At 72.2% G+C, this 20,389-nt stretch carries 20 protein-coding genes; 6 read left to right on the top strand and 14 right to left on the bottom strand.

Annotated elements, in window-relative coordinates:
- The first annotated feature begins 61 nt into the window (after positions 1-61).
- A complete protein-coding gene (locus Vlu01_RS10280; protein ID WP_203996971.1) occupies positions 62-658 on the top strand; it encodes a TetR/AcrR family transcriptional regulator in 597 nt (198 codons plus the stop codon).
- A 26-nt stretch (positions 659-684) separates the two neighbouring features.
- Here the strand turns inward: Vlu01_RS10280 and Vlu01_RS10275 are convergent, their stop codons facing one another.
- The 3 genes from Vlu01_RS10275 to Vlu01_RS10265 form a co-directional block, all read right to left on the bottom strand.
- Entirely contained in the window at positions 685-1,419 is a 735-nt protein-coding gene (locus Vlu01_RS10275; protein WP_203996969.1) for a DUF2470 domain-containing protein, read from the bottom strand.
- A gap of 64 nt (positions 1,420-1,483) precedes the next feature.
- Positions 1,484-3,211, bottom strand: coding sequence for an ABC transporter ATP-binding protein (locus Vlu01_RS10270; RefSeq protein WP_203997121.1), 1,728 nt, complete (start codon positions 3,209-3,211; stop codon positions 1,484-1,486).
- 100 nt (positions 3,212-3,311) lie between these two features.
- Positions 3,312-5,180, bottom strand: a complete 1,869-nt coding sequence (locus tag Vlu01_RS10265; RefSeq protein ID WP_239095807.1) for an ABC transporter ATP-binding protein — start codon at positions 5,178-5,180, stop codon at positions 3,312-3,314.
- Positions 5,181-5,378: 198 nt separating this feature from the next.
- On the opposite strand from Vlu01_RS10265, the gene Vlu01_RS10260 reads away from it, so the two are divergent.
- From Vlu01_RS10260 to Vlu01_RS10250, 3 genes are all read left to right on the top strand, one after another.
- Entirely contained in the window at positions 5,379-6,008 is a 630-nt protein-coding gene (locus Vlu01_RS10260) for a TIGR03085 family metal-binding protein (protein WP_203996968.1), read from the top strand.
- Between the two features lie 122 nt (positions 6,009-6,130).
- Entirely contained in the window at positions 6,131-7,069 is a 939-nt protein-coding gene (locus Vlu01_RS10255; RefSeq protein WP_203996967.1) for a terpene synthase family protein, read from the top strand.
- A 140-nt stretch (positions 7,070-7,209) separates the two neighbouring features.
- Positions 7,210-9,030 carry an AMP-dependent synthetase/ligase gene (locus Vlu01_RS10250; protein WP_203996966.1) on the top strand — a complete coding sequence of 607 codons (1,821 nt, stop codon included), beginning with the start codon at positions 7,210-7,212 and terminating at the stop codon, positions 9,028-9,030.
- Between the two features lie 98 nt (positions 9,031-9,128).
- On the opposite strand, the gene Vlu01_RS10245 is transcribed toward Vlu01_RS10250, so the two are convergent.
- Together Vlu01_RS10245 and yczR are read right to left on the bottom strand one after the other, a co-directional pair.
- Positions 9,129-10,442, bottom strand: a complete 1,314-nt coding sequence (locus Vlu01_RS10245) for a low temperature requirement protein A (RefSeq protein ID WP_203996965.1) — start codon at positions 10,440-10,442, stop codon at positions 9,129-9,131.
- Positions 10,443-10,501: 59 nt separating this feature from the next.
- Positions 10,502-11,959, bottom strand: a complete 1,458-nt coding sequence (gene yczR / locus Vlu01_RS10240) for a MocR-like transcription factor YczR (RefSeq protein WP_203996964.1) — start codon at positions 11,957-11,959, stop codon at positions 10,502-10,504.
- Between the two features lie 58 nt (positions 11,960-12,017).
- Here yczR and yczE point away from each other — a divergent pair, with 58 nt between their 5' ends.
- Complete coding sequence (gene yczE / locus Vlu01_RS10235) at positions 12,018-12,671, top strand: membrane protein YczE (protein WP_203996963.1); 654 nt, start codon at positions 12,018-12,020, stop codon at positions 12,669-12,671.
- Between the two features lie 143 nt (positions 12,672-12,814).
- Positions 12,815-13,276 carry a hypothetical protein gene (locus tag Vlu01_RS10230; RefSeq protein WP_203996961.1) on the top strand — a complete coding sequence of 154 codons (462 nt, stop codon included), beginning with the start codon at positions 12,815-12,817 and terminating at the stop codon, positions 13,274-13,276.
- A gap of 62 nt (positions 13,277-13,338) precedes the next feature.
- On the opposite strand, the gene hisF is transcribed toward Vlu01_RS10230, so the two are convergent.
- The 9 genes from hisF to hisD form a co-directional block, all read right to left on the bottom strand.
- Positions 13,339-14,106, bottom strand: coding sequence for an imidazole glycerol phosphate synthase subunit HisF (gene hisF, locus Vlu01_RS10225; protein WP_203996959.1), 768 nt, complete (start codon positions 14,104-14,106; stop codon positions 13,339-13,341).
- Positions 14,107-14,173: 67 nt separating this feature from the next.
- Positions 14,174-15,172 (bottom strand): NADP-dependent oxidoreductase, encoded by a 999-nt coding sequence (locus tag Vlu01_RS10220; RefSeq protein WP_203996956.1) that lies wholly within the window; start codon positions 15,170-15,172, stop codon positions 14,174-14,176.
- A 54-nt stretch (positions 15,173-15,226) separates the two neighbouring features.
- Complete coding sequence (priA, locus tag Vlu01_RS10215; RefSeq protein ID WP_203996954.1) at positions 15,227-15,952, bottom strand: bifunctional 1-(5-phosphoribosyl)-5-((5-phosphoribosylamino)methylideneamino)imidazole-4-carboxamide isomerase/phosphoribosylanthranilate isomerase PriA; 726 nt, start codon at positions 15,950-15,952, stop codon at positions 15,227-15,229.
- Between the two features lie 22 nt (positions 15,953-15,974).
- Positions 15,975-16,295: a hypothetical protein gene (locus tag Vlu01_RS10210; protein WP_203996952.1), complete on the bottom strand. Its 321-nt coding sequence runs from the start codon at positions 16,293-16,295 to the stop codon at positions 15,975-15,977.
- A 30-nt stretch (positions 16,296-16,325) separates the two neighbouring features.
- Entirely contained in the window at positions 16,326-16,994 is a 669-nt protein-coding gene (hisH, locus tag Vlu01_RS10205; RefSeq protein ID WP_203996950.1) for an imidazole glycerol phosphate synthase subunit HisH, read from the bottom strand.
- On the bottom strand, positions 16,991-17,164 hold the full coding sequence (locus Vlu01_RS10200) for a CG2302 family histidine operon protein (protein WP_373307333.1): 174 nt from the start codon (positions 17,162-17,164) through the stop codon (positions 16,991-16,993). The genes hisH and Vlu01_RS10200 overlap by 4 nt, the downstream gene beginning before the upstream one ends.
- A gap of 34 nt (positions 17,165-17,198) precedes the next feature.
- Complete coding sequence (gene hisB, locus Vlu01_RS10195) at positions 17,199-17,810, bottom strand: imidazoleglycerol-phosphate dehydratase HisB (protein ID WP_203996946.1); 612 nt, start codon at positions 17,808-17,810, stop codon at positions 17,199-17,201.
- The gene (locus Vlu01_RS10190; RefSeq protein ID WP_203996944.1) at positions 17,807-18,928 is read right to left on the bottom strand and encodes a histidinol-phosphate transaminase; all 1,122 of its coding nucleotides are present in this window, start codon (positions 18,926-18,928) and stop codon (positions 17,807-17,809) included. Before Vlu01_RS10190 ends, hisB begins: the two co-directional genes overlap by 4 nt.
- On the bottom strand, positions 18,925-20,292 hold the full coding sequence (gene hisD / locus Vlu01_RS10185) for a histidinol dehydrogenase (protein WP_203996942.1): 1,368 nt from the start codon (positions 20,290-20,292) through the stop codon (positions 18,925-18,927). The genes Vlu01_RS10190 and hisD overlap by 4 nt, the downstream gene beginning before the upstream one ends.
- Positions 20,293-20,389 lie beyond the last annotated feature (97 nt).

The following is a 20,389-nucleotide window of genomic DNA, read 5'->3' as shown; positions in this document are numbered from 1 at the left end:
GGCGCGGGCGAACCGCGCCCGCCGGGCAGGCACGGCCGTCGGGAAGGAGCGAGGGAGAGCGATGGCACGGCGTAGTGGACGGCGGCCCGGCAACCCCGGCACCCGGGACACGATTCTCGACGCGGCCCGGTCCACCTTCGCCGAACGCGGCTTCGACGCCAGCACCATCAGGGCCATCGCGGCCTCCGCCGGTGTCGACCCCGCCCTGGTGCACCACTACTTCGGGAACAAGGAACAGCTCTTCCTGGCCGCCATGCGGTTTCCGGTGGATCCCCGGGAGCTGCTGCCGAAGGTGCTCGCCGGTGACCGTGACGCCCTCGGCGAACGGCTGGTACGCATGTTCGTCACGGTGTGGGACTCGCCGGCCGGCGCCGCCGGGGTGGCCCTGCTGCGCTCCGCGGTCAGCAGTGAGTGGACGGCCCGGCTCCTGCGCGAGTTCCTCACCACCCAGGTGCTGCGCCGGGTCCTCGACCAGCTCGACGTCGACCCGGCCGAGGTGCCGCTGCGTGGGTCGCTGGTGGCCAGCCAACTCGTCGGGCTGGCGCTGATGCGCTACGTGATCCGGCTGGAGCCGGTCGCCTCGGTCGCGCCGCAGACCCTGATCGCCACGGTCGGCCCGACCGTGCAGCGCTATCTCACCGACGAACTCGCCGGGTGACCCGCAGTGACTGGCGGCACCGCCGCTCAGCTCACGCAGAACACCGGGTGCAGCAGGCGGGTCAGGTCGGCCTGGTCGGCCAGTCGGCGACCGAAGGTGAGTCGGGCCCGTCGCCGGCCGCCCGGTCGGCCGAAGGTCACCAGCATTCCGTACCGGTCGATCCGCTCGACGCGGGGCGCGTGCTCGGCCGGACCGGCGGCCAGACCGAGCTGCCGGCGCAGATAGTCCGTCATCCGCTGGGCGTGTTCCTCGCCCAGGTGGGCGAGCAGCCCCGCCTCGACCGGGTGCAGCGGGTCCGGCTCAGCCTCCGCGTACGCCTGAGGGTCGATCCGGCGCAGGTCGCCGGCCCGGTGCCAGCGCGCTTCGGCCACCTCGAAACGGAACAGCCGGAAGCGGGTGCCGACGTCGAGCAGGTCGCCGGTGGGCTCCACCTCGGCGAAGTCCACCGCGGCGGCACGTGCCTCGTCGCCGGTCACCTCACGCGCCCAACCGGAGACCAGCGCCCGACCGAGTGACGGCGCCCCGGCGGCGGGCGGCAGGTCGAGCACGTCGAGCACCACCGCGACCGCGCGGTGCTGCTCGGCACCGGCGCGGAACGCCGCCGCGAGATCGCTGACCACCGGCACCAGCAGCAGCACCCGGCCCTCACCGTCGGTGGCGTGGCGCACGTGGTGCAGACCAGGTCGGCAGGCCAGGTGAACGAGGCCGGGCAACCGACCCGCCACCAGGGTCCGGACGATCTCAGCGGGGCTGGGCCGCATGGCACGACCTCCTTTGAGGTTAGGCTTACCTAACTCGGAGGGTATGGCATCGGTCCCCTGACGTCTACCGGGTCTGCTCAAGCCACGAGGCGTACAGCAGGCCGTACACCGAATCCGGTTCCCGGATCAACTCCTCGTGCGAGCCACGCTGCACGATCCGCCCCCGGTCCACCACGATCACCTCGTCGGCGTTCTGCGCGGTCGAGAGCCGGTGCGCGATCGCCAGGGTGGTCCGGCCCCGGGTCACCGCGTCCAACGTCCGTTGCAGCCGCACCTCCGTGGCCGGGTCCACCGCACTGGTCGCCTCGTCCAGCACCAGCAGATCCGGATCGGCCACGTACGCCCGGGCCAACGCCACCAACTGGCGCTCTCCCACGCTCAACGCCTCGCCACGCTCGCCCACCCCGGTCGCCAGCCCGGCCGGCAGTCCGTCCAGCCAGTCAGCCAGGCCCAACTCGGTGAAAGCGGTGGTGAGCTGCTCATCGGTCAGCTCCGGACGGGCGAAGCGGACGTTGTCGGCCACCGTGGCGTCGAACAGGAAACCATCCTGCGGAACCATCACCACCCGGGAACGCAGCGAGTCGAAACGCACGTCGGTCAGTGGCACCCCGGACAGCAGCACCGCCCCCGCCGTGGGGTCCATCAGCCGGGTCACCAGTTTGGCGAAGGTGGTCTTACCGCTACCGGTCTCACCGACCACCGCCACCCGACTCTTCGCCGGAATCTCCAGGCTGACGTCGTGCAGCACGGTCGGGCCGCCCGGATAGGCGAACCGCACCCCGCCGAAGCGGATGTCCAACGGCCCGCTGGGCAGCTCGCGCCCCTGCGGCCCCGGATCCGCCACATCGGGGGCGACATCCAGCACGTCGAGCACCCGACGCCAGCCGGCAATCGCGTTCTGCGCCTCGTTGAGCACCTCGGTGGCGATCTGCACCGGCTGGATGAAGAGCGTCACCAGAAACAGGAACGCGGTGATCTCACCGATGCTCAGCGTCTGGTCGGCACCGAGGAACACCCCGAGCACCACCACACCGGCCAACGCCAAACCGGCGGCCAGCTCACCGACCGAGCTGCCGAAAATACTGATCCGGATCGCCTTCTGCTGGGCTCGCCGTTGACCGTCGATCGCCTCGTCCAGCCGCCGGCCGGTGCGCCCCGCGATGCCGTACGCCCGGATCACCGGCGCGCCGACCACGCTCTCCCCGACCGCCGCCAGCAGGGCCCCGGTGCGCTGCCGGACCACCCCGTACGCCGCGGCGAGCCGACGTTGGAGCAGCCGGATCACCAGCACCGCCGGTCCGAAGGCGGCGAAGACCACAAGCGTCAACTGCCACGAGTAGGCCAGCATCACCGCCGTGGTGACCGCCAGCTGACCCAGGTTGACCAGCAGGATCACCCCACCCCACTGGAGGAACTGGGTGATCTGGTCGACGTCGCTGGTGACCCGGGAAACCAGCGAACCCCGCCGCTCCGACTGCTGGTGCAGCATCGACAGGTCGTGCACGTGCCGGAAGGCGCGGATCCGGACCCCGGCCAGCGCCGTCTCGCTGACCGTGAAGAGTCGGCGCATCATCAGGTAGCCACACGTCGTCGTCACCACCAGCACCGCCGCGGTGACCGACACGACCACGAACAACGCGTCCAGGTCCAACCCGCCGGCGATGCCCCGGTCGATGCCCTGCTGCACCGCCACCGGCACGGCCACCCGGCCGACCATGTACACCAGCGCCAGCCCGAGGGTGCCGGCCAGCCCGACCCGTAGCTCCGGGGAGAGCGCCAGCCCTCGACGCATCGTCCGCCACGTCGACTCCGCCGGCTGCGGCGCTTCGTCGACCGTCACCGAATCCACCCTTCGTCGGCGATGCCGGAGCGGACAGAGGCACTGCTCACGCTCACCGGTCCACCTCCAGTCCGGAGGTCATCGGAGTGACCTCGTCGTACGTGCGCTGCCGGTCGTGGTCGACCTCGGCCTGCTCGTAAGCGGTGACGAGATCCGCGTAGCCCGGCACGGTGGCCAACAACGTGGGGTGGGTGCCCCGCGCCACCACCCGCCCCTGCTCCAGGTAGATGACCTCGTCGGCGAGAGCGATGGTCGCCCGCCGGTAGGCCACCACCAGGATCGACGCGCCTGGACCGCCCCCGGCCGACGAGCGCAGCCCGGCCAGGATGGCAGCCTCCACCCGGGGGTCGACGGCGCTGGTCGCGTCGTCGAGCACCAGCAGGCGAGGGCGGCCCGCCAACGCCCGCGCGAGCGTGAGTCGCTGCCGCTGACCGCCGGAGAGCGAGGTGCCCCGCTCACCGACCATGGTGTCCAGCCCGTCCGGCAGGGCGGCGACGAAGCCGTCAGCCTCAGCCAGCCGCAACGCGGCCCAGACGGCCTCGTCGTCGACGCCGGGGCGGTCCAGCGAGACGTTGGCCCGAACCGTGTCGTCGAAGACGAACGGCACCTGGGCGACCAGCGCCGCGGTGCCGGCGAGCACGTCCGCGGCCAGCTCGCGCACATCCACGCCGTCGATGCTGACCGAGCCCGACCGGGGATCGACCAGCCGGACCGCCAACGCGGTGACGGTGGACTTGCCGGCGCCGGTCGGACCGACCAGGGCGACGGTCTTTCCGGCCGGCACGGTGAAGGAGACCTCGCCCAACACCTCGGCGCCGGGCAGGTGCGCCTCGGCGGGTTCGTAGGCGAATCCGACGTCGGCGAAGGTGAGCGTGGCCGGGGCGGTCACCGCCGGGTCCAGCCGGGTGTCGCCGTACGCCATCTCTCCGGTGGCGTCGAGCACCCGGCGGATCCGGTCCCAGCCGGCGACGCTGCGCGGCAGTTCGGCCAGCACCCACCCGATGGCCCGCACGGGAAAGGCCAGCACGGTGAAGAGGAAAGCCACACTGACCAGCTCGGACACCTCGATGGCACCCTGCCGCAGGCGGTACGCACCGACCACCAGCACCGCGAGGGTGCCGAGACTGGGCAGCGTCTCCAGCAGCGGATCGAAGATGCCGCGCAGCCGACCGACCGAGATCAGCGCGTCGCGCAACTGGCCGGCCCGGGCCGCGAACCGGTCGGTCTCCTGGGCCTCCCGACCCATCGTCTTGACCACCAGCGCGCCGTCGAAGCTCTCGTGCGCGATGCCGCTGACCTCGGCCCGTAGGCGTTGCGCCCGCGTCTGACGCGGTGCCATCCGACGGGAGTACGCCACGTTGAGCGCGAACAGGGCCGGGAAGACGGCCAGCCCGACCAGCGCCAGCGCCCAGTCGACGGCGAACAGCGACGCCACGGCACCGACCAGCATCACCAGCGTGCCCACCGCGAAGGGCAACGGCGCGATCGGCTGCCAGGCGGCCTCGACATCGGAGTTGGCGTTGGACAACAGGGTCCCGGTCGCGTTGCGGTGGTGCCAGGACAGCGGCAGCTCCAGGTAGCGGCGGGTGACCCGGCGGCGATAGGCGGCCTGTAGGCGGAACTGCATGTACCCGGCGCCCAGCCGTCGACCGAAGATGCCGACCACCCGCAGCACGCTCAGCCCGAGCAGCGCGGCGGCGGCCAACGCCAGCGTGCCCACCGCCACCGATCCGCTCTCGACGGCCGGCACCACCACCTCGCCGACCACCGCGCCGACCACGAACGCGCTGGCGACCACCATCAGGCCGAACAGCACGCTGCCGGACACCGCGACCGCGAAGATCCTCGGTTGTTCCCGGATGGCCCGCCCGAGGACGGTCATCCCCCGACCGAGCACCTCCCGACTAGTCCCGCTCGCCACATTCTCCCCCGCCGTAAGCCGCCATCATCCTCCCTCATCCTTACCGCTGCGCGCCGGGTCCGCCGACCCGCGGGGATATGTCCGACGTCACCCCGGCGAACCGGATCGGCCCGGTCGCGCCACGCTGCTGAACCCGATGGTTCGCTCGCTCACGCGCTCGGCAGGCGACGTGGTCCCTACCGGCCTACGATCACTGTCATGCCGAGGTACGCCCGATCGGAGCGCGAGGCGCTCACTGCACTGATGGCCGCCCTGGGCCCCGACGCTCCGACCCTCAACGAGGGCTGGACGACCCGCGATCTCGCCGCGCACCTGGTGGTCCGGGAGCGTCGTCCGGACGCCGCGCCCGGCATCTTCCTCCCGCCGCTGAGCGGGTACGCCGAACGGGTGCGACGTCAGGTCGCCGCCCGCGACTGGACCGAGCTGCTCGACCAGGTGGGGCGTCCTCCGTTGTGGAGCCCGGTCAGCAACCCGTTGACCGATGAGCTGGCCAACACGCTGGAGTTCTTCATCCATCACGAGGACGTACGCCGCGCCCAGGCCGACTGGCAGCCCCGCGACCTGCCGGCGGGGTTGGAGCAGGCGCTGTGGCGTCGGGTGTCGGCCCTCGGTCGGCTGGCCCTGCGCCGCTTCCCGGCCCGGTTGCTGGTCCAGGCACCCGGCCACGGCGAGGTGGCGACCGGCCGTGGCGACGCACCGTTGCGGTTGGTCGGCACGCCCGGTGAGCTGGCCTTGTTTCTGTCCGGCCGGCAACGCGCGGCCCGGGTGCAGCTCGACGGCGCCCCGGAACTGACCGACCGGTTGCACGCCGCCAACCTGGCATTCTAACCCTGTGTGCGGAACCGGTCACGGCGAAATCCGAAACGTTACGCAACTCATCGAGCGACCAGCATCTTTGCTCCCGTACGCTGACCGCGCCGCCTCGTGGGGGGGCGGCGACAGGGAGCGCAATGCGAAGATTTGTGGTCTCGGCCCTGCGAGAGCCCCCGTTCGCCGGCGTTCGGCACGGCGACACCGAGCGCGTGGCCCGAGAGAGTGCGGACTGGGCGCAGGACCTCGGACTGATCAGTAACGGGCAACGCCTCCACCGGGCGGACGCCGCCGGCCTTGCCGGGCGAGCCTGTCCGCAGGCCCCGCTGGAGCGTCTCCGCCTGCTGACCGACCTCATCTCCTGGCTGTTCGTGATGGACGACGCCTGTGACGAGGACGGACTGGGCGCCGAGCCCATTCGGCTCGCGCCGACCGTGGCCGCCCTGCTGGACGTCCTGGACCGTCAGGGCGCGCCAGGTCCGGTACCACCCGGCGCGGCCGGGACACTGGCCGCCGGCCTGGCCGACCTGTGCCAACGGGTGCGCGAGCACCGTCGCCCGGCCGTGTTGCTGCGGTTCGTCTCCGGGATGCGCGAGTATCTGCTCGCGCTGCTGTGGGAGGCGGCCAACCGGGAACACGAACGGGTCCCGCCGGTCGACGAGTACGTCCAGATGCGCCGCCACACCGGTGCCGTGTATCCCAGTCTGACCCTGACCGACCTGGCTCTGGACGGCTTTCCGCCGGCCGTCCGCCGGGCGGACCCCGGCTGGGCCACCCTGGAGATGCTCGCCGCCGACCTGATCTGCTGGTGCAACGACGTCTTCTCCTACCGCAAGGAGAACCAGGGCGGGCCGGACGCACACAACCTGATCACGGTGCTGACCAGGGAGACCGGTGACGAATGGGCGGCCCTGCAGGCGGCCACCGACCGGTTCAACGAACGGCTCGGCGCGTATCTGGCGGCCGAGACCGCGCTGCTGGCCAGCCACGGCGACGCGGTGCGTCCGGCGCTGGACTCCCGACGGAACTGGATTCGGGCCACCTACGACTGGTCACGGGCTGCGGCGCGCTACGCGTGAGACGACCGTTCCACCTGACGGGAACGGGCTGGTGGGATGATCGTCAGGGCTAGCCGATGCCGGGAACAGGCAATACTCTTCGGTAACGAACACCGACCGTGACGACCGTCACGCCTCCACCCCCGAAGGCGGCTACAGCGATGGCTCTCGATGTACCGTACAGCTCCATCCCTGACATGTTCCTCAAGCGCGTGGCGGCGACCCCCGACCACCACGCTTTCGCCCACCCCGGCCCGGACGGACCGGTCTGGCTGACCTGGGCACAGGTCTCCCAGCGGGCCAAGGCGATCGCCGCCGGCCTGCACGGCCTGGGCGTCGGTCCGGAGGATCGGGTCGCGATCCTGGCGAACACCCGCCTCGAATGGGTGCTCGCCGACTTCGGCATCATGTGCGCCAGCGGCGCCACGACCACGGTCTACCCGACCACCGAGGCCGAGGACGCCACCTACATCATTTCCGACTCCGGCTCCAAGGTGCTGTTCGCGGAGAACCCGGAGCAGGCGGCGAAGATCGCCGGAGCGCAACTGCCCGCGCTGACCCACGTGATCCTCCTCGACGGTGAACCCGACGCGTCGGCGAGCGTGCCGCAGCTGACCCTCACCCAGCTGGAGGAGCAGGGGGCCCAGCGGCTCGCCGAGGACCCGGAGCTGATCGAGCGCCTGGTCGCCGACATCGGTCCGGACCACCTCGCCACCCTGATCTACACCTCCGGCACCACCGGTCGGCCCAAGGGCGTCGAGCTGCTGCACGGCGGCTGGTGCTGGGAGGGCGTCGCGCAGGAGGCCGTCGGGCTGCTCCGCGAGGACGACCTTCAGTACCTCTGGCTGCCGCTGTCCCACTCGTTCGGCAAGACGCTGCTCTGCGGCGCCACCCACGTCGGCCTGCCCACGTACGTGGACGGCCGGGTCGACAAGCTCGTCGAGCTGCTCTCGGTGGTCCGCCCGACGCTGATGTGCGGCGCGCCCCGGGTCTACGAGAAGGTCTACAACAAGTCGGTCACCACCGCACAGGACGCCGGTGGAGCGAAGGCCAAGATCTTCGCCTGGGCGGTCGGCGTCGGCAAGGAGAAGGTCGCCCTGGAGCAGGCCGGCAAGCCGGTGCCGGGCGGACTGAAGCTCAAGTACACGGTGGCGGAGAAGCTGGTCTTCAGCAAGCTCCAGGCCCGGCTCGGTGGCCGGATCCGGGTGCTGGTCTCCGGCGCCGCCCCGCTCAGCCCGGAGATCGCCACCTTCTTCGCCGCGGCGAACCTGCCGATCTCCGAGGGCTACGGGCTGACCGAGACCAGCGCCGGCAACTTCGTCAACCCGCCCGACGGGCTGCGGATCGGCACCGTCGGCAAGGCCATGGGCGACCTCGAGTGCCGCATCGACACCGACGGCGAGATCCTGATCAAGGGTCGTCCGGTGATGCGGGGCTACCACAACCTGCCCGAGGAGACCGCCGCCGCCTTCACCGAGGACGGCTTCTTCCGTACCGGCGACATCGGCAGCCTCGACGACGACGGTTACCTGCGCATCACCGACCGCAAGAAGGATCTGGTCAAGACCTCGGGCGGCAAGTACGTCGCGCCGTCGCACATCGAGGGCATGTTCAAGGCCACCTGTCCCTACACCTCGCAGGCCGTGGTGATCGGTCAGGCCCGCAACTACTGCACCATGCTGGTGACGCTGGACCCGGACGCCATCACCGGATGGGCTGCCGGCACCCCGCTGGAGGGTCGCCCGTACGCCGAGATCGTCGCCTCGCCCGAGGCCCTGGCCATGGTGGAGGGGTACGTCGCCGAGCTCAACCAGAAGCTGAACCGCTGGGAGACCATCAAGAAGGTCACCATCCTGCCGCGCGACCTGACCATCGAGGACGGCGAGATCACCCCGTCGCTCAAGATCAAGCGCCGTGGGGTGGAGAACAACTTCGCCGAGGAGATCGACAAGATGTACGTCGGCACCGTCGCCGAGATCTGACGGACGGTTCCCCGGGTCGGCCGCGTCGGAACTCCGGCGTGGGCCGACCCGGCCCGGCGTCTCGGGCCCCCGCGCCCCGGGACGACGGTCGGTGGGCGTCACAGGTGGCGACCCCGCCAGTTGGTCTGCTCGGCCTCGGCGGCGAGTTGCTCGGCCCACGCCAGCCCGCGCACCCGCCTACGCAGCGGCGCGTCCGCCAGCGTCTGCACCACGGTCACCGCCAGCACCACCCCGGTGAGCAACCCCAGGGCGGCCAGTCCCGGCATCCGGGTGGCGGCCGGGACCAGCACCGCCAGCAGGACGATGCCGACGATCGTCGGCCAACGCCGCAGCCTCAGCACCCGCCAGCCCAGCGCCACCAGCGTCAGCAGGTAGAGCGCGACCCCGCCGTACAGGGCCAGCAGGTCGAACCCGGGCAGCGTCCCCCCGGCCGACGTGACCGGCTCGGCCGCGCCGCCGAGCAGCCGCTTGAGGCCCAGCGCGAACAGGATCGGGCCGGCCACGAGCGGCAGGTGCAGGTACGTGTAGGCGTCGCGGGCCAGCAGCGCCCGGGCCTGCGGATCCCGGGTACGGTGCAGGGTCTGCTCCACGGCCAGGGCGAAGCTGTCGAAGTACGCCCACCAGAACCCGGCAACCACGGTCACGCCGAGCGTCGCGGCGACGATCACCGGCCAGGTCAGCGGCCGGGCGGCCACGAACCCGGCGCCGAGCCCCAGCCCGATGATCGTCTCACCGAGCGCCACCAGCACGATCAGGGCGTGCCGTTCGGCCCAGTGCCCGGCGGACAACACCGTCCAGCCGCCGCCGCTCCGGGCCAGCGCGGTGCCGTACTCGACGGCGACCGCGGCGATCCAGAGCGCCAGCCGCAGCCCGATCTTCTCCTGCTCACCGGTCAGCCCCTTGGGCAGCAGCGCGGCGGACAGGATCAGCACCCCGACGATGGCCCCACGCCCGGCAGTGAAGAGGAAGCGGCGATGCAGCTCAGGACTGCCCCGGGCGAGCCAGCCGTAGAGCGCCACCTGGATGGCCCGGACCACGAAGTAGCACACGGCGAAGACCAGCGGGCCGGGCAGCCCCCCGGGCAGGTCGAGGAAGGCCCGCGGCATCGCCAGGGCGAACACGAACGCTGCGGCCATGGTGGTGAACCCCAGCAACGGCAACACGACGCCCTGGTCGGTGCGGACCATGTTGCCGAGCACGGCGAAGCCGGTCCACGCCCACCAGAGCAGGGCCAGCACCACCCCACACTGCACCAGCCCGCGCGGGGTGGCGTTGTCGGCGGTGAGCGTGGTCACCTGGATGAAGGCGAAGACGAATACCAGGTCGTAGAAGAGTTCCAGGCGAGTGGTGCGGGACCCGGGAGCGCCAGGTCTGAGGCCGCGTGACCATCGCACTCCGCCGGCGCCGCCCATCCCCGCAGTCTGCCCGGCACCACCGGCCGACGGTCGATGATCGCCGGATCGACGCCCGCTCAGGCGATGACGCTCGGCTCCCGCCAGCGAGGCTGCCCGGCACGGTCCAGGTCGTACCGAACCGCGGCGATCCGGCCGACGGCCTCGACCAGATCGCCGGCCGGCAGGGTGAACGGCAGCCGCAGGAAACGCTCCAACGTGCCGTCGAGGCCGAAGCGCGGTCCGGGGGCCAGGCGTACGCCGACCTCTTCGGCGGCCCGCGCCAGGGCGCTGGAGATCGGACCGTCCAGCTCGGCCCAGAGGGTCACCCCGCCGCGCGGCACCGTGACCCGCCACTCCGGCAGCCGCGCGGCCAGCGCGCCGAGCAACGCGTCACGCTGCCCGGCCAGTTGGCCCTGCCGGGCGGCCACGATGGCCGGCGCGACGTCGAGCAGATGCACCGCGACCAACTGGTCCAGCACCGGGCTGGCCATGTCGACCCCCACCCGTGCGGCGGCCAGCCGCTGCACCTGCGGCGCCGACGCGCGGATCCAGCCGATCCGCAGCCCACCCCAGAACGGCTTGCTCATGCCGCCGATGCTGATCACCCGGGAGTGCCGGTCGAAGCTCGCCGTCGGCGGCGGCAGTTCCGTCCCGTCCAGCGGCAGGTCCACGAACGACTCGTCGATCACGAGATCGGTGCCGACCGCGTGCGCGGTGGCCACCAGCCGCTCCCGCAGGTCGGCCGGCATCAGGTGCCCGGTCGGGTTCTGGAAGTCGGGGATCAGGTATCCGGCCCGGGGTCGCACCTGCCGCAGCGTGCCCAGCAGCAGGTCCGCGTCCCAACCGTCGGCATCGGCGGCCAGGCCGTACGTGGTGATCCGGGCCCGCCGGGCGGCCAGGGCCGCGAGCGCGTTGGGATAGCTCGGTGACTCGACCAGCACCCCGCCGCCCGGCGCGACCGCCAACCGCAACACCAGGTCCAGGGCATGCTGCGTCCCGTTGGTGACCATGATCTGGTCGGGCGAGGTGGGCAGGCCACGCTCGGTGTACCGCTGGGCGACCGCCTCGCGCAGCTCGATGATCCCGATCGGGTGGTACCCGGCACCGCTGAGATAGCGGGGCAGGTCCTCCGCCGCCGCGCGGGCCGCCGGTAGCAGCTCGGGCGGGGCGGCCAACGCCGCCACCCCCAGGTCGAGCATGTCCTGGTCGTCCAGCGGGGTCCAGAGCCCGTTGGGCGCCACCCGGTGCGTCCCCGGCAGCATCGTCCAGCTTCCCGCGCCCCGCCGACTGGCCAGGTGGCCACTGTCGCGCAACTCGCGGTACGCGGCCGTGACGGTGGTACGGCTGATCCGCAGCGCCTCAGCCAGGTCCCGTTCGGCCGGCAGGCGTACGCCGAGCGGTAACCGGCCGTCGGCGAGCAGACCGCGTACCGCCCCGGCCAGCGCGGCGTAGTCGGGGCTGCGTCGCCGGCCCGGCAGGGCATGCCACTGCCCGAGCAGTCGGGCCAATTGGACGCCGCGAACCTGACTGACCATGGCCACTCTCCCAATATTGGCTCTATCGCGTGGCCAATTGGCACCTAGAGTGGCATGCGTGGCAATGATTGGCAACCTCCGACACCGGCCGGTCCGACGGCTCACGCACCTCTTCGTCGGGCTCGTCCTCTACGGCTTCAGCATGGCCCTGATGATCCGCTCCGGGCTCGGGCTGAACCCGTGGGACGTCTTCCATCAGGGGTTGTCCCGGCTGACCGGCCTGAGCATGGGGACGATGGTCATCGCGGTGGGCGTGCTGGTGCTGCTGGCCTGGATCCCGCTGCGCCAGCGCCCCGGCCTCGGCACCGTCGCCAACGTCGTGGTGATCGGCCTGGCGGTCGACGCGACACTGGCCCTGCTGCCGTCCGTGGACCCACTCCCCCTGCGGATCGGCCTGCTGGTCGCCGGCATCGTCGGCAACGGCGCGGCCACCGCGCTCTACCTCGGCGCCCGACTCGGACCGGGCCCCCGGGACGGGCTGATGACCGGCCTGGTCGCCCGCTACCCCAACCGGTCACTCCGCCTGGTCCGCACCGTCATCGAGGTCGGCGTGCTGGCCGTGGGGGCGGTGTTCGGCGGCACGGTCGGCATCGGCACCATCGCCTACGCGCTGGCCATCGGACCGCTGGCCCAACTGTTCCTGCCCCTGTTCGACGTCGCCGAGCCGAGCCCACCGGCACCGGAACGGGTCACGCCTGCCCCGGTCACCTGACGACCACCCAGCGCCACGGACACATAGCGGATCGAACCCGTTCCGTCTACCCGGGTGGACTGTCGGCAATCATGATGCCACTCACTGTCGCAGTACGGCGGCCGGTGTTTTCCTGGAGCCCGGTCGCCCGGCAGAATCTCCGCATGGGGGACAACGCCTGGCGTCGCACCGACGCATGGATCTTCGTCTCGCTGGTCATCGCCAGCGGTGCTGGACGACACCGACGGTCCACGACCACCCGCCGCCCCGAGGGAGTACGCCTCGCCGACGTGCTCTCCACAGCCGACCACCTCGACCAGAGCATTCCTGAGCGGCGCGACATCGAGGAGGCGATCCGCCGGTTGCTCGGCGCCGGGCTGGTCGATGTCTCCGACGGCTGGTTCCGGATCACCACCGACGGCGAGCACCTGTGGCGCTCCCGGCCCAGCGCCGGGCTGGCCACCACCGTCGACACCGTGCAGGGCGTGCTCAGCCGCCGGCACCCGCCGGGCACCGCAGACTGGCACCTCGACGAGGAGGAGCACGCCGCCGCCGTGCAGGAATACCTGGTGCGGTCCATTCCGGTGCCCCGGCGCTCCCCCGAGGGGCACTCCGGTCGCGGCTGACCGCCGCGCCATCGGCCACCACACCACCGGAACCCGGACCCCCCGTAGCGCCCCGACAGACCTCAGCGCACGGGGTGACCGGCGCCGCGCAGCACGTCCTTGACCTCCGCCACGGTCAGCTCCCCGAAGTGGAACACACTGGCCGCCAGCACCGCGTCGGCACCCGCGCCGATCGCCGGCGGAAAGTGGGCCGCCTCGCCTGCTCCACCGCTGGCCACCACCGGCACGTCGACGACCCGGCGCACCGCGCCGATGAGTTCGAGGTCGAAGCCGGCCTTCGTGCCGTCGGCGTCCATCGAGTTGAGCAGGATCTCACCCGCACCCAGCTCGGCACCGCGCTGCGCCCACCACACGGCATCCAGCCCGGTGCCCCGCCGACCGCCGTGGGTGGTCACCTCGAAACCGCTCGGAGTGGTGCCCGCCGGTGCCCGCCGCACGTCCAGGGAGAGCACCAGCACCTGCCGACCGAACCGCTCCGCGATCTCCGCGAGCAGTTCCGGCCGGGCGATCGCCGCCGTGTTCACCCCGATCTTGTCGGCACCCGCGCGCAGCAGCGTGTCCACGTCCGCCACGGTCCGCACACCGCCGCCGACGGTCAGCGGGATGAAGACCGACTCCGCCGTACGCCGGACCACGTCGAGCATCGTGCCTCGGTCGCTGACGGAGGCCGTGACGTCGAGGAAGGTCAGCTCGTCGGCCCCCGCGCGGTCGTACGCGGCAGCCAGTTCGACCGGATCGCCCGCGTCCCGCAGGTCGAGGAAGTTGACGCCCTTGACCACCCGTCCCGCGTCCACGTCGAGACACGGGATCACCCGCACCGCCACCGTCATGTGCCGAGCCTATCGCCGCCCGTGCGACGCCCGGCGGCCCCACCGCGTCGACCGGGTGCGCCGCCGGTCACAGGCGCACCAGCATCTTGCCGAGGTTCTCCCCCCGCAACAGGCCGAGGAAGGCCGCCGGGGCGTTCTCCAGCCCGTCGACGATCGTCTCGTCGTACGACAGCGTGCCCTCGCGCAGCCAGCCGGAGACCTCCCGCACGAACCGCTCCCGCAGGTGACCGTGGTCACTGACCAGAAAGCCACGCAGGGTCAGTCGCTTGCCGATGACCTGGGCCAGGTTACGCGGGGCGGCCGGCGCCTCCGGGTCGTTGTACTGCGCGATCATGCCGCAGATCGCCGCCCGAGCGTGCAGGTTCATCGACGAGATCGCGGCCTCCAGATGCTCGCCACCGACGTTGTCGAAGTAGACGTCGACGCCCTCGGGGGCGGCGGCCCGCAGCAGGTCACGTACCGGACCGTCGTGGTAGTCGAACGCGGCGTCGAAGCCGAGCGCCCGCAGTCGCGCGACCTTGGCCGCCGACCCGGCGCTGCCGATCACCCGGCCCGCACCGCTAAGCCGGGCGATCTGGCCGACCATGCTGCCGACCGCACCGGCCGCACCGGAGACGAACACCGTCTCGCCCGGGCGCATCGCCGCCACCTCCAGCAGCCCGGCGTACGCGGTCAGCCCGGTCATCCCGAGCACCCCGAGGTACGCGGTCACCGGCGCGACGCCCGGCTCGACCTTCCGGGCGGTCTTCGCCTCGACCAGCGCGTAGTCGCGCCACCCGAGACCGTGCAGCACGATGTCGCCCGGGGCGAACCCGTCGGCCTCGCCGCCGACCACCTCACCGACGGCCCCGCCGTCCAACGGTGCGTCCAGGGCGAACGGCGGCACGTAGGACCGTACGTCGTTCATCCGCCCACGCATGTACGGGTCCACCGACATGTACTGGTTGCGGACGAGCAACTGCCCCGGGCCGGGCGTGGGAACCTCGGTGGTGACGAGCCGGAAATTGTCCTCGGTGGGCCAGCCCTGCGGGCGCGAGGCCAGGTGGATCTCACGGTTGGTCTGCACGGGAGCGTCCTTTCTCTGCCATCGGTACGCCGGCCCGGCAGGGCCGGGGCGGGATCACGGGTTGGCGAGGACCGCCAGGGCCTGAGCCACGGTGAACGCCTCCGCGTAGAGCGCCTTACCGGCGATCACACCCTCCACACCGACCGGCTCCAGGGTGGCCAACGCACGCAGGTCGTCCAGGGTGGAGACGCCCCCGGAGGCGATCACCGGGGCGTCGGTACGAGCGCACACCTCGCGCAGCAGGTCCAGATTCGGCCCGCGCATGGTGCCGTCCTTGGTGATGTCGGTGACCACGTACCGCGAGGCACCCGCCTTGTCGAGCCGCTCCAGCACCTCGTACAGGTCGCCACCGTCGCGGGTCCAGCCCCGGCCGGCCAGCGTCCGACCCCGCACATCCAGCCCGATCGCGACCCGGTCGCCGTACTCCGCGCAGACCCGGTCACACCACTGCGGATTCTCCAGCGCGGCGGTGCCGATGTTCACCCGCTCGGCGCCGGTGGCCAGCGCGGCGCGCAGTGAGGCGTCGTCCCGGATGCCGCCGGACAGCTCCACCCGTACGTCGAGGCGGCGCACCACCTCGGCGATCAGAGCGGCGTTGCTGCCCCGACCGAACGCGGCATCCAGATCGACCAGGTGGATCCACTCGGCGCCGTCCCGCTGCCACGCCAGCGCGGCCTCCAGCGGGTCGCCGTAGGTGGTCTCGCTACCCGCGGCGCCCTGCACGAGACGGACGGCCTGGCCGTCGGCGACGTCGACGGCGGGCAACAGGGTGAGGCTCATGTGTCTTGTCCTTCTCGCATGGTCAACGGCGGTTCAGGGCGATCACCACGATCACCGGCAGTACGAGCAGCAGCAACAGGATCAGCCCGACGCGCAACGCCAGGTCGGGCACGAACACCCAGATGAGAATGATCGCGGCCAGGGTGAGCGCCACGATGGCGGCCCGCTCGCCCTGGGAGTATCTCGGCAGCCGGCCCGTGCGGCCACGACGCACCGTCGGCACCACCCGGCGGACCAGCGCCCGACGACGGGTCCGGCGAGCCCTGGCGCGCTCCCGCAGCACCCGCTGCCGGGCCGCCTCCGCCTCCCGGGCCGCCCGGCGGTGGGCCCGTTCCTTGCTCACCGTGGCTCCCGGCGGACGCCACTCACCGGCTCAGCCACCGGCAGGAACGGTGGCCAGCCAGTTGCGTAGCAACGCGGCACCGGTCTCGGCGGACTTCTCCGGGTGGAACTGGGCAGCCGACAACGCGCCCCGTTCCACCGCCGCGACGAAGTCACAGTCATGGTGGGCGGTGGTCACCCGAGCCCCGGACGCGGTCAACGCGGCGGGGTCGACGACGGCGTACGAGTGGACGAAGTAGAACCGGCTGTCCGCGGGCAGGCCGGCGAAGAGCACCGAACCGACCGGCGCCTGCACGGTGTTCCAGCCCATGTGCGGCAGCCGGGCGGCGGCGAGCCGGGTGACCGTGCCCGGCAGCAGGCCCAGTCCCTTGGTGACCACCCCGTGCTCGTCGCCGGACTCGAAGAGGATCTGCATGCCCACGCAGATGCCCAACACCGGGCGGCCGGCGGCGACCCGCCCGGCGATCACCGGACCAGCGCCGATCGCCTCGATGCCGGCCACGCAGGCGGCGAAGGCCCCGACTCCCGGTACGACCAGGCCGTCCGCGTCGGCCGCGGCGGCGAGATCACCGGTGACCAGCACGTCCGCTCCGGCCGCAGCCAGCGCGCGCTCGGCCGAGCGCAGGTTGCCCGAGCCGTAGTCGAGCACCACGATCCGGCGTCGCCCACCCGCAGCCGACCCGCCGTGCCGACCGGTCATGACCCGTCCCCCGGCAGCAGCCAGAGCACGCCCGCGACGGTGGCCAGCGCGGCCAGCAGCGCGGTGACGACCACCGCGCCCCGAGGTGCGCCCTGCCGGTGCAGGGACAGTGCCCCGCCGACCAGCACGCCGGCCAGGATCAGCAGCAGCGTCGGCAGGATGCCGCTCACCGACGACACCTCCGCCGCGTCGTACCCGGGCTCGTCACAACGCCCCCTTGGTGCTGGGAATCGCCCCGCCCGCCGTCGGGTCCACCGCGGTGGCCTCCCGCAGCGCCCGGGAAACCGCCTTGAACTGCGCCTCGACCACGTGGTGGGCGTCCGGGTTCCCGCCCGGCCGGGCCGCCCGCAGCACGTCCACGTGCAGGGTGATCCGGGCCGCCTGACCGAAGGACTCCCAGATGTGCCGGGTCATGCTGGTCGGGTAGACCGGGCCGATGTAGGGCGCCAGGAGCGGCTCGTCGTGCACCACGTACGGCCGGCCGGAGAGGTCGACGGCGGCCCGGACCAGCACCTCGTCCATCGGCACGGTGGCCGAACCGTACCGGCGGATGCCCGCCTTGTCGCCCAACGCCTGGTCGAATGCGGCACCGAGGGCCAGCGCCGTGTCCTCCATCGTGTGGTGTGCGTCGATCTCCAGGTCACCCACGGTACGCACGGTCAGGTCGAAACCGCCGTGCCGGGCGATCTGGTACAGCATGTGGTCGTAGAAACCGACCCCGGTGCTGATCTCGGCCACTCCGGTGCCGTCGAGGTCGACCTCGACCAGGACCTTGGTCTCCTTGGTGATCCGCTCCACCCGGGCGGTCCGGCTCATGGTGTGCCTTTCGTCTGTCGCGGCTGCGGGGCGTTGGAACCCTCGCGCCGAGTGCTGTCCACGGCGGCGAGGAAGGCGTCGGTCTCGGCGCGGGTGCCCGCGGTGACCCGCAGCCAGCCGGGCAGGCCCACGTCGCGCACCAGCACGCCGTGGGCCAGCAGGGCCCGCCAGGCGGTCGACTGGTCGCCACCTACCTCGTACAACACGAAATTGGCGTCGCTGTCGGCGACCCGTAGGCCACGGCGGCGCAGTTCGGCGACGATGCGGTCACGCTGTTCGGCGATCTCGGCGACCGTACCGAGCAGGGCGTCGCGGTGCGCCAGCGCGGCCCGCGCGGCGGCCTGGGTGAGCGCGGAGAGGTGGTACGGCAGCCGAACCAGCTGCACCGCCGCCACCACGGCCGGATCGGCGGCCAGATAGCCCAGCCGGCCACCGGCGAAGCCGAACGCCTTGCTCATCGTCCGGGTCACCACCAGCCGTGGGTGCCCGGGCAGCACCGTCAGGGCGCTGACCGTGCCCGGCCGGGCGAACTCCGCGTACGCCTCGTCGACCACCACCATGCCGGGCGCGGCATCGAGCACGGCGGTGATCACCGCCGGGTCGAGCGCGGTGCCGGTGGGATTGTTCGGTGAGCAGAGGAAGACCACGTCCGGCCGGTGCTCGCGGACCTGCGCGACCGCCTCGTCGACGGTCAGCGCGAAGTCCACGCCCCGGCGGGCCGGCACCCACCGGGTGCCCGTGCCGAGCGCCAACAGCGGATGCATCGAGTACGCCGGGGTGAAGCCGAGCGCGCTGCGTCCCGGCCCGCCGAACACCTGGAGCAGCTGCTGCTGGATCTCGTTGGAACCGTTGGCCGCCCACACCTCGTCGGCGGTGAGCCCGTGGCCGAGGTACCCGGCCAGGTCGGCCCGCAACGCCAGCGCGTCCCGGTCGGGGTAGCGGTTGAGGTCACGCAACTCCGCCGTGAGGGCCTTGCCGATCGCCTCGGCGACCGCTTCCGGCACCGGGTGGGAGTTCTCGTTGGTGTTCAGCCGCACCGGCACGTCCAGCTGCGGCGCGCCGTACGGCGACAGCCCGCGCAGATCGTCCCGGATCGGCAGATCGTCCAGTCCGATCATGTGGTGCCCCCGGTCGGCGAGGACGCCGGCTCACTGCCCGTGCGGACGGTCGCGTCGGAGAACCGGGCGGTGACCGCCTGGCCGTGCGCCGGCAGGTCCTCCACGTTCGCCAGCGTCACCACGTGGCCGGCAACCTCCCGCAGTGCCTCCTCGGTGTACTCCACCACGTGCACGCCGCGCAGGAACGACTGCACGGACAGGCCGGACGAGTGCCGGGCGCAGCCCCCGGTGGGCAGCACGTGGTTGGAGCCGGCGCAGTAGTCACCCAGCGACACCGGCGAGTACGCGCCGACGAAGACCGCCCCGGCGTTGCGTACCCGCATCGCCCACTGGCGGGCGTCGACAGTCTGGATCTCCAGGTGCTCCGCCGCGTACGCGTCGACCACCCCCAGCCCCGCCGTCAGGTCGTCGACCAGCACCACGCCGCTCTGCTCACCGCGCAACGCGGTGCCGACCCGCTCCGCGTGCTTGGTCGCGGGTACCAGTCGGGCCAGCTCCCGATCGACCGCATCGGCCAACGCGACCGACGGGGTGACCAGCACACTGGCCGCGAGGGGGTCGTGCTCGGCCTGACTGATCAGGTCGGCCGCGACGTGCACCGGGTCGGCGGTGTCGTCGGCGAGGATCGCGATCTCGGTCGGGCCGGCCTCCGCGTCGATGCCGACCACTCCGCGCAGCAGCCGCTTCGCGGCGGTGACCCAGATGTTGCCGGGACCGGTGATCATGTCCACCGGGTCGCAGTGCGCACTGCCGGCGGCGTCGACGGCACAGCCGTACGCCAACATCGCCACGGCCTGGGCACCGCCGACGGCGTACACCTCGTCGACGCCGAGCAGCGCACAGGCCGCGAGCACCCGAGGATCCGGCAGGCCGCCGTTGTCCTGCTGCGGCGGGCTGGCCACCACCAGCGACCGGACGCCGGCCGCCTGGGCGGGCACCACGTTCATCACCACGGTCGACGGGTACATCGCCAGCCCACCGGGGACGTAGAGACCGACCCGGTCGACCGGGATCCACCGCTCGGTGACGGTGCCACCCGGCACGACCTGGGTGGTGTGGTCGACCCGCCGCTGATCGGCGTGCACCCGCCGGGCCCGGGCGATCGACTCCAACAACGCCGCACGAACCTCGCCGTCCAGCGTGCCCTCGGCCGCCGCGATGGCCTCCGGGGGCACCCGCAGCACCTCCGGGGCGACTCCGTCGAAGCGCTCGCTGGCCTCACGGACCGCCGGATACCCATGCTCGCGCACCGCCTCGACGATCGGGCGGATGCGCTCGACGGCCACCGAGACGTCGAGCTGGGCGCGAGGCAGCAGGTGGCGCGGGTCACGCGCACCACCGCGCAGGTCGATCCGGTTCAACACGCCTGCGAGTCTAGGCGGCCGTCGCCGAGCCGACCGTCGCCGCCCGCTGTCCGGGACGGTGAGGCGGGACACGCCGCCGCTTGCCGATCCGGCTACG

Source organism: Micromonospora lutea (genome assembly GCF_016863535.1).
GTDB lineage: Bacteria > Actinomycetota > Actinomycetes > Mycobacteriales > Micromonosporaceae > Micromonospora > Micromonospora lutea.
This window is presented reverse-complemented; position numbering and strand designations above follow the sequence as displayed.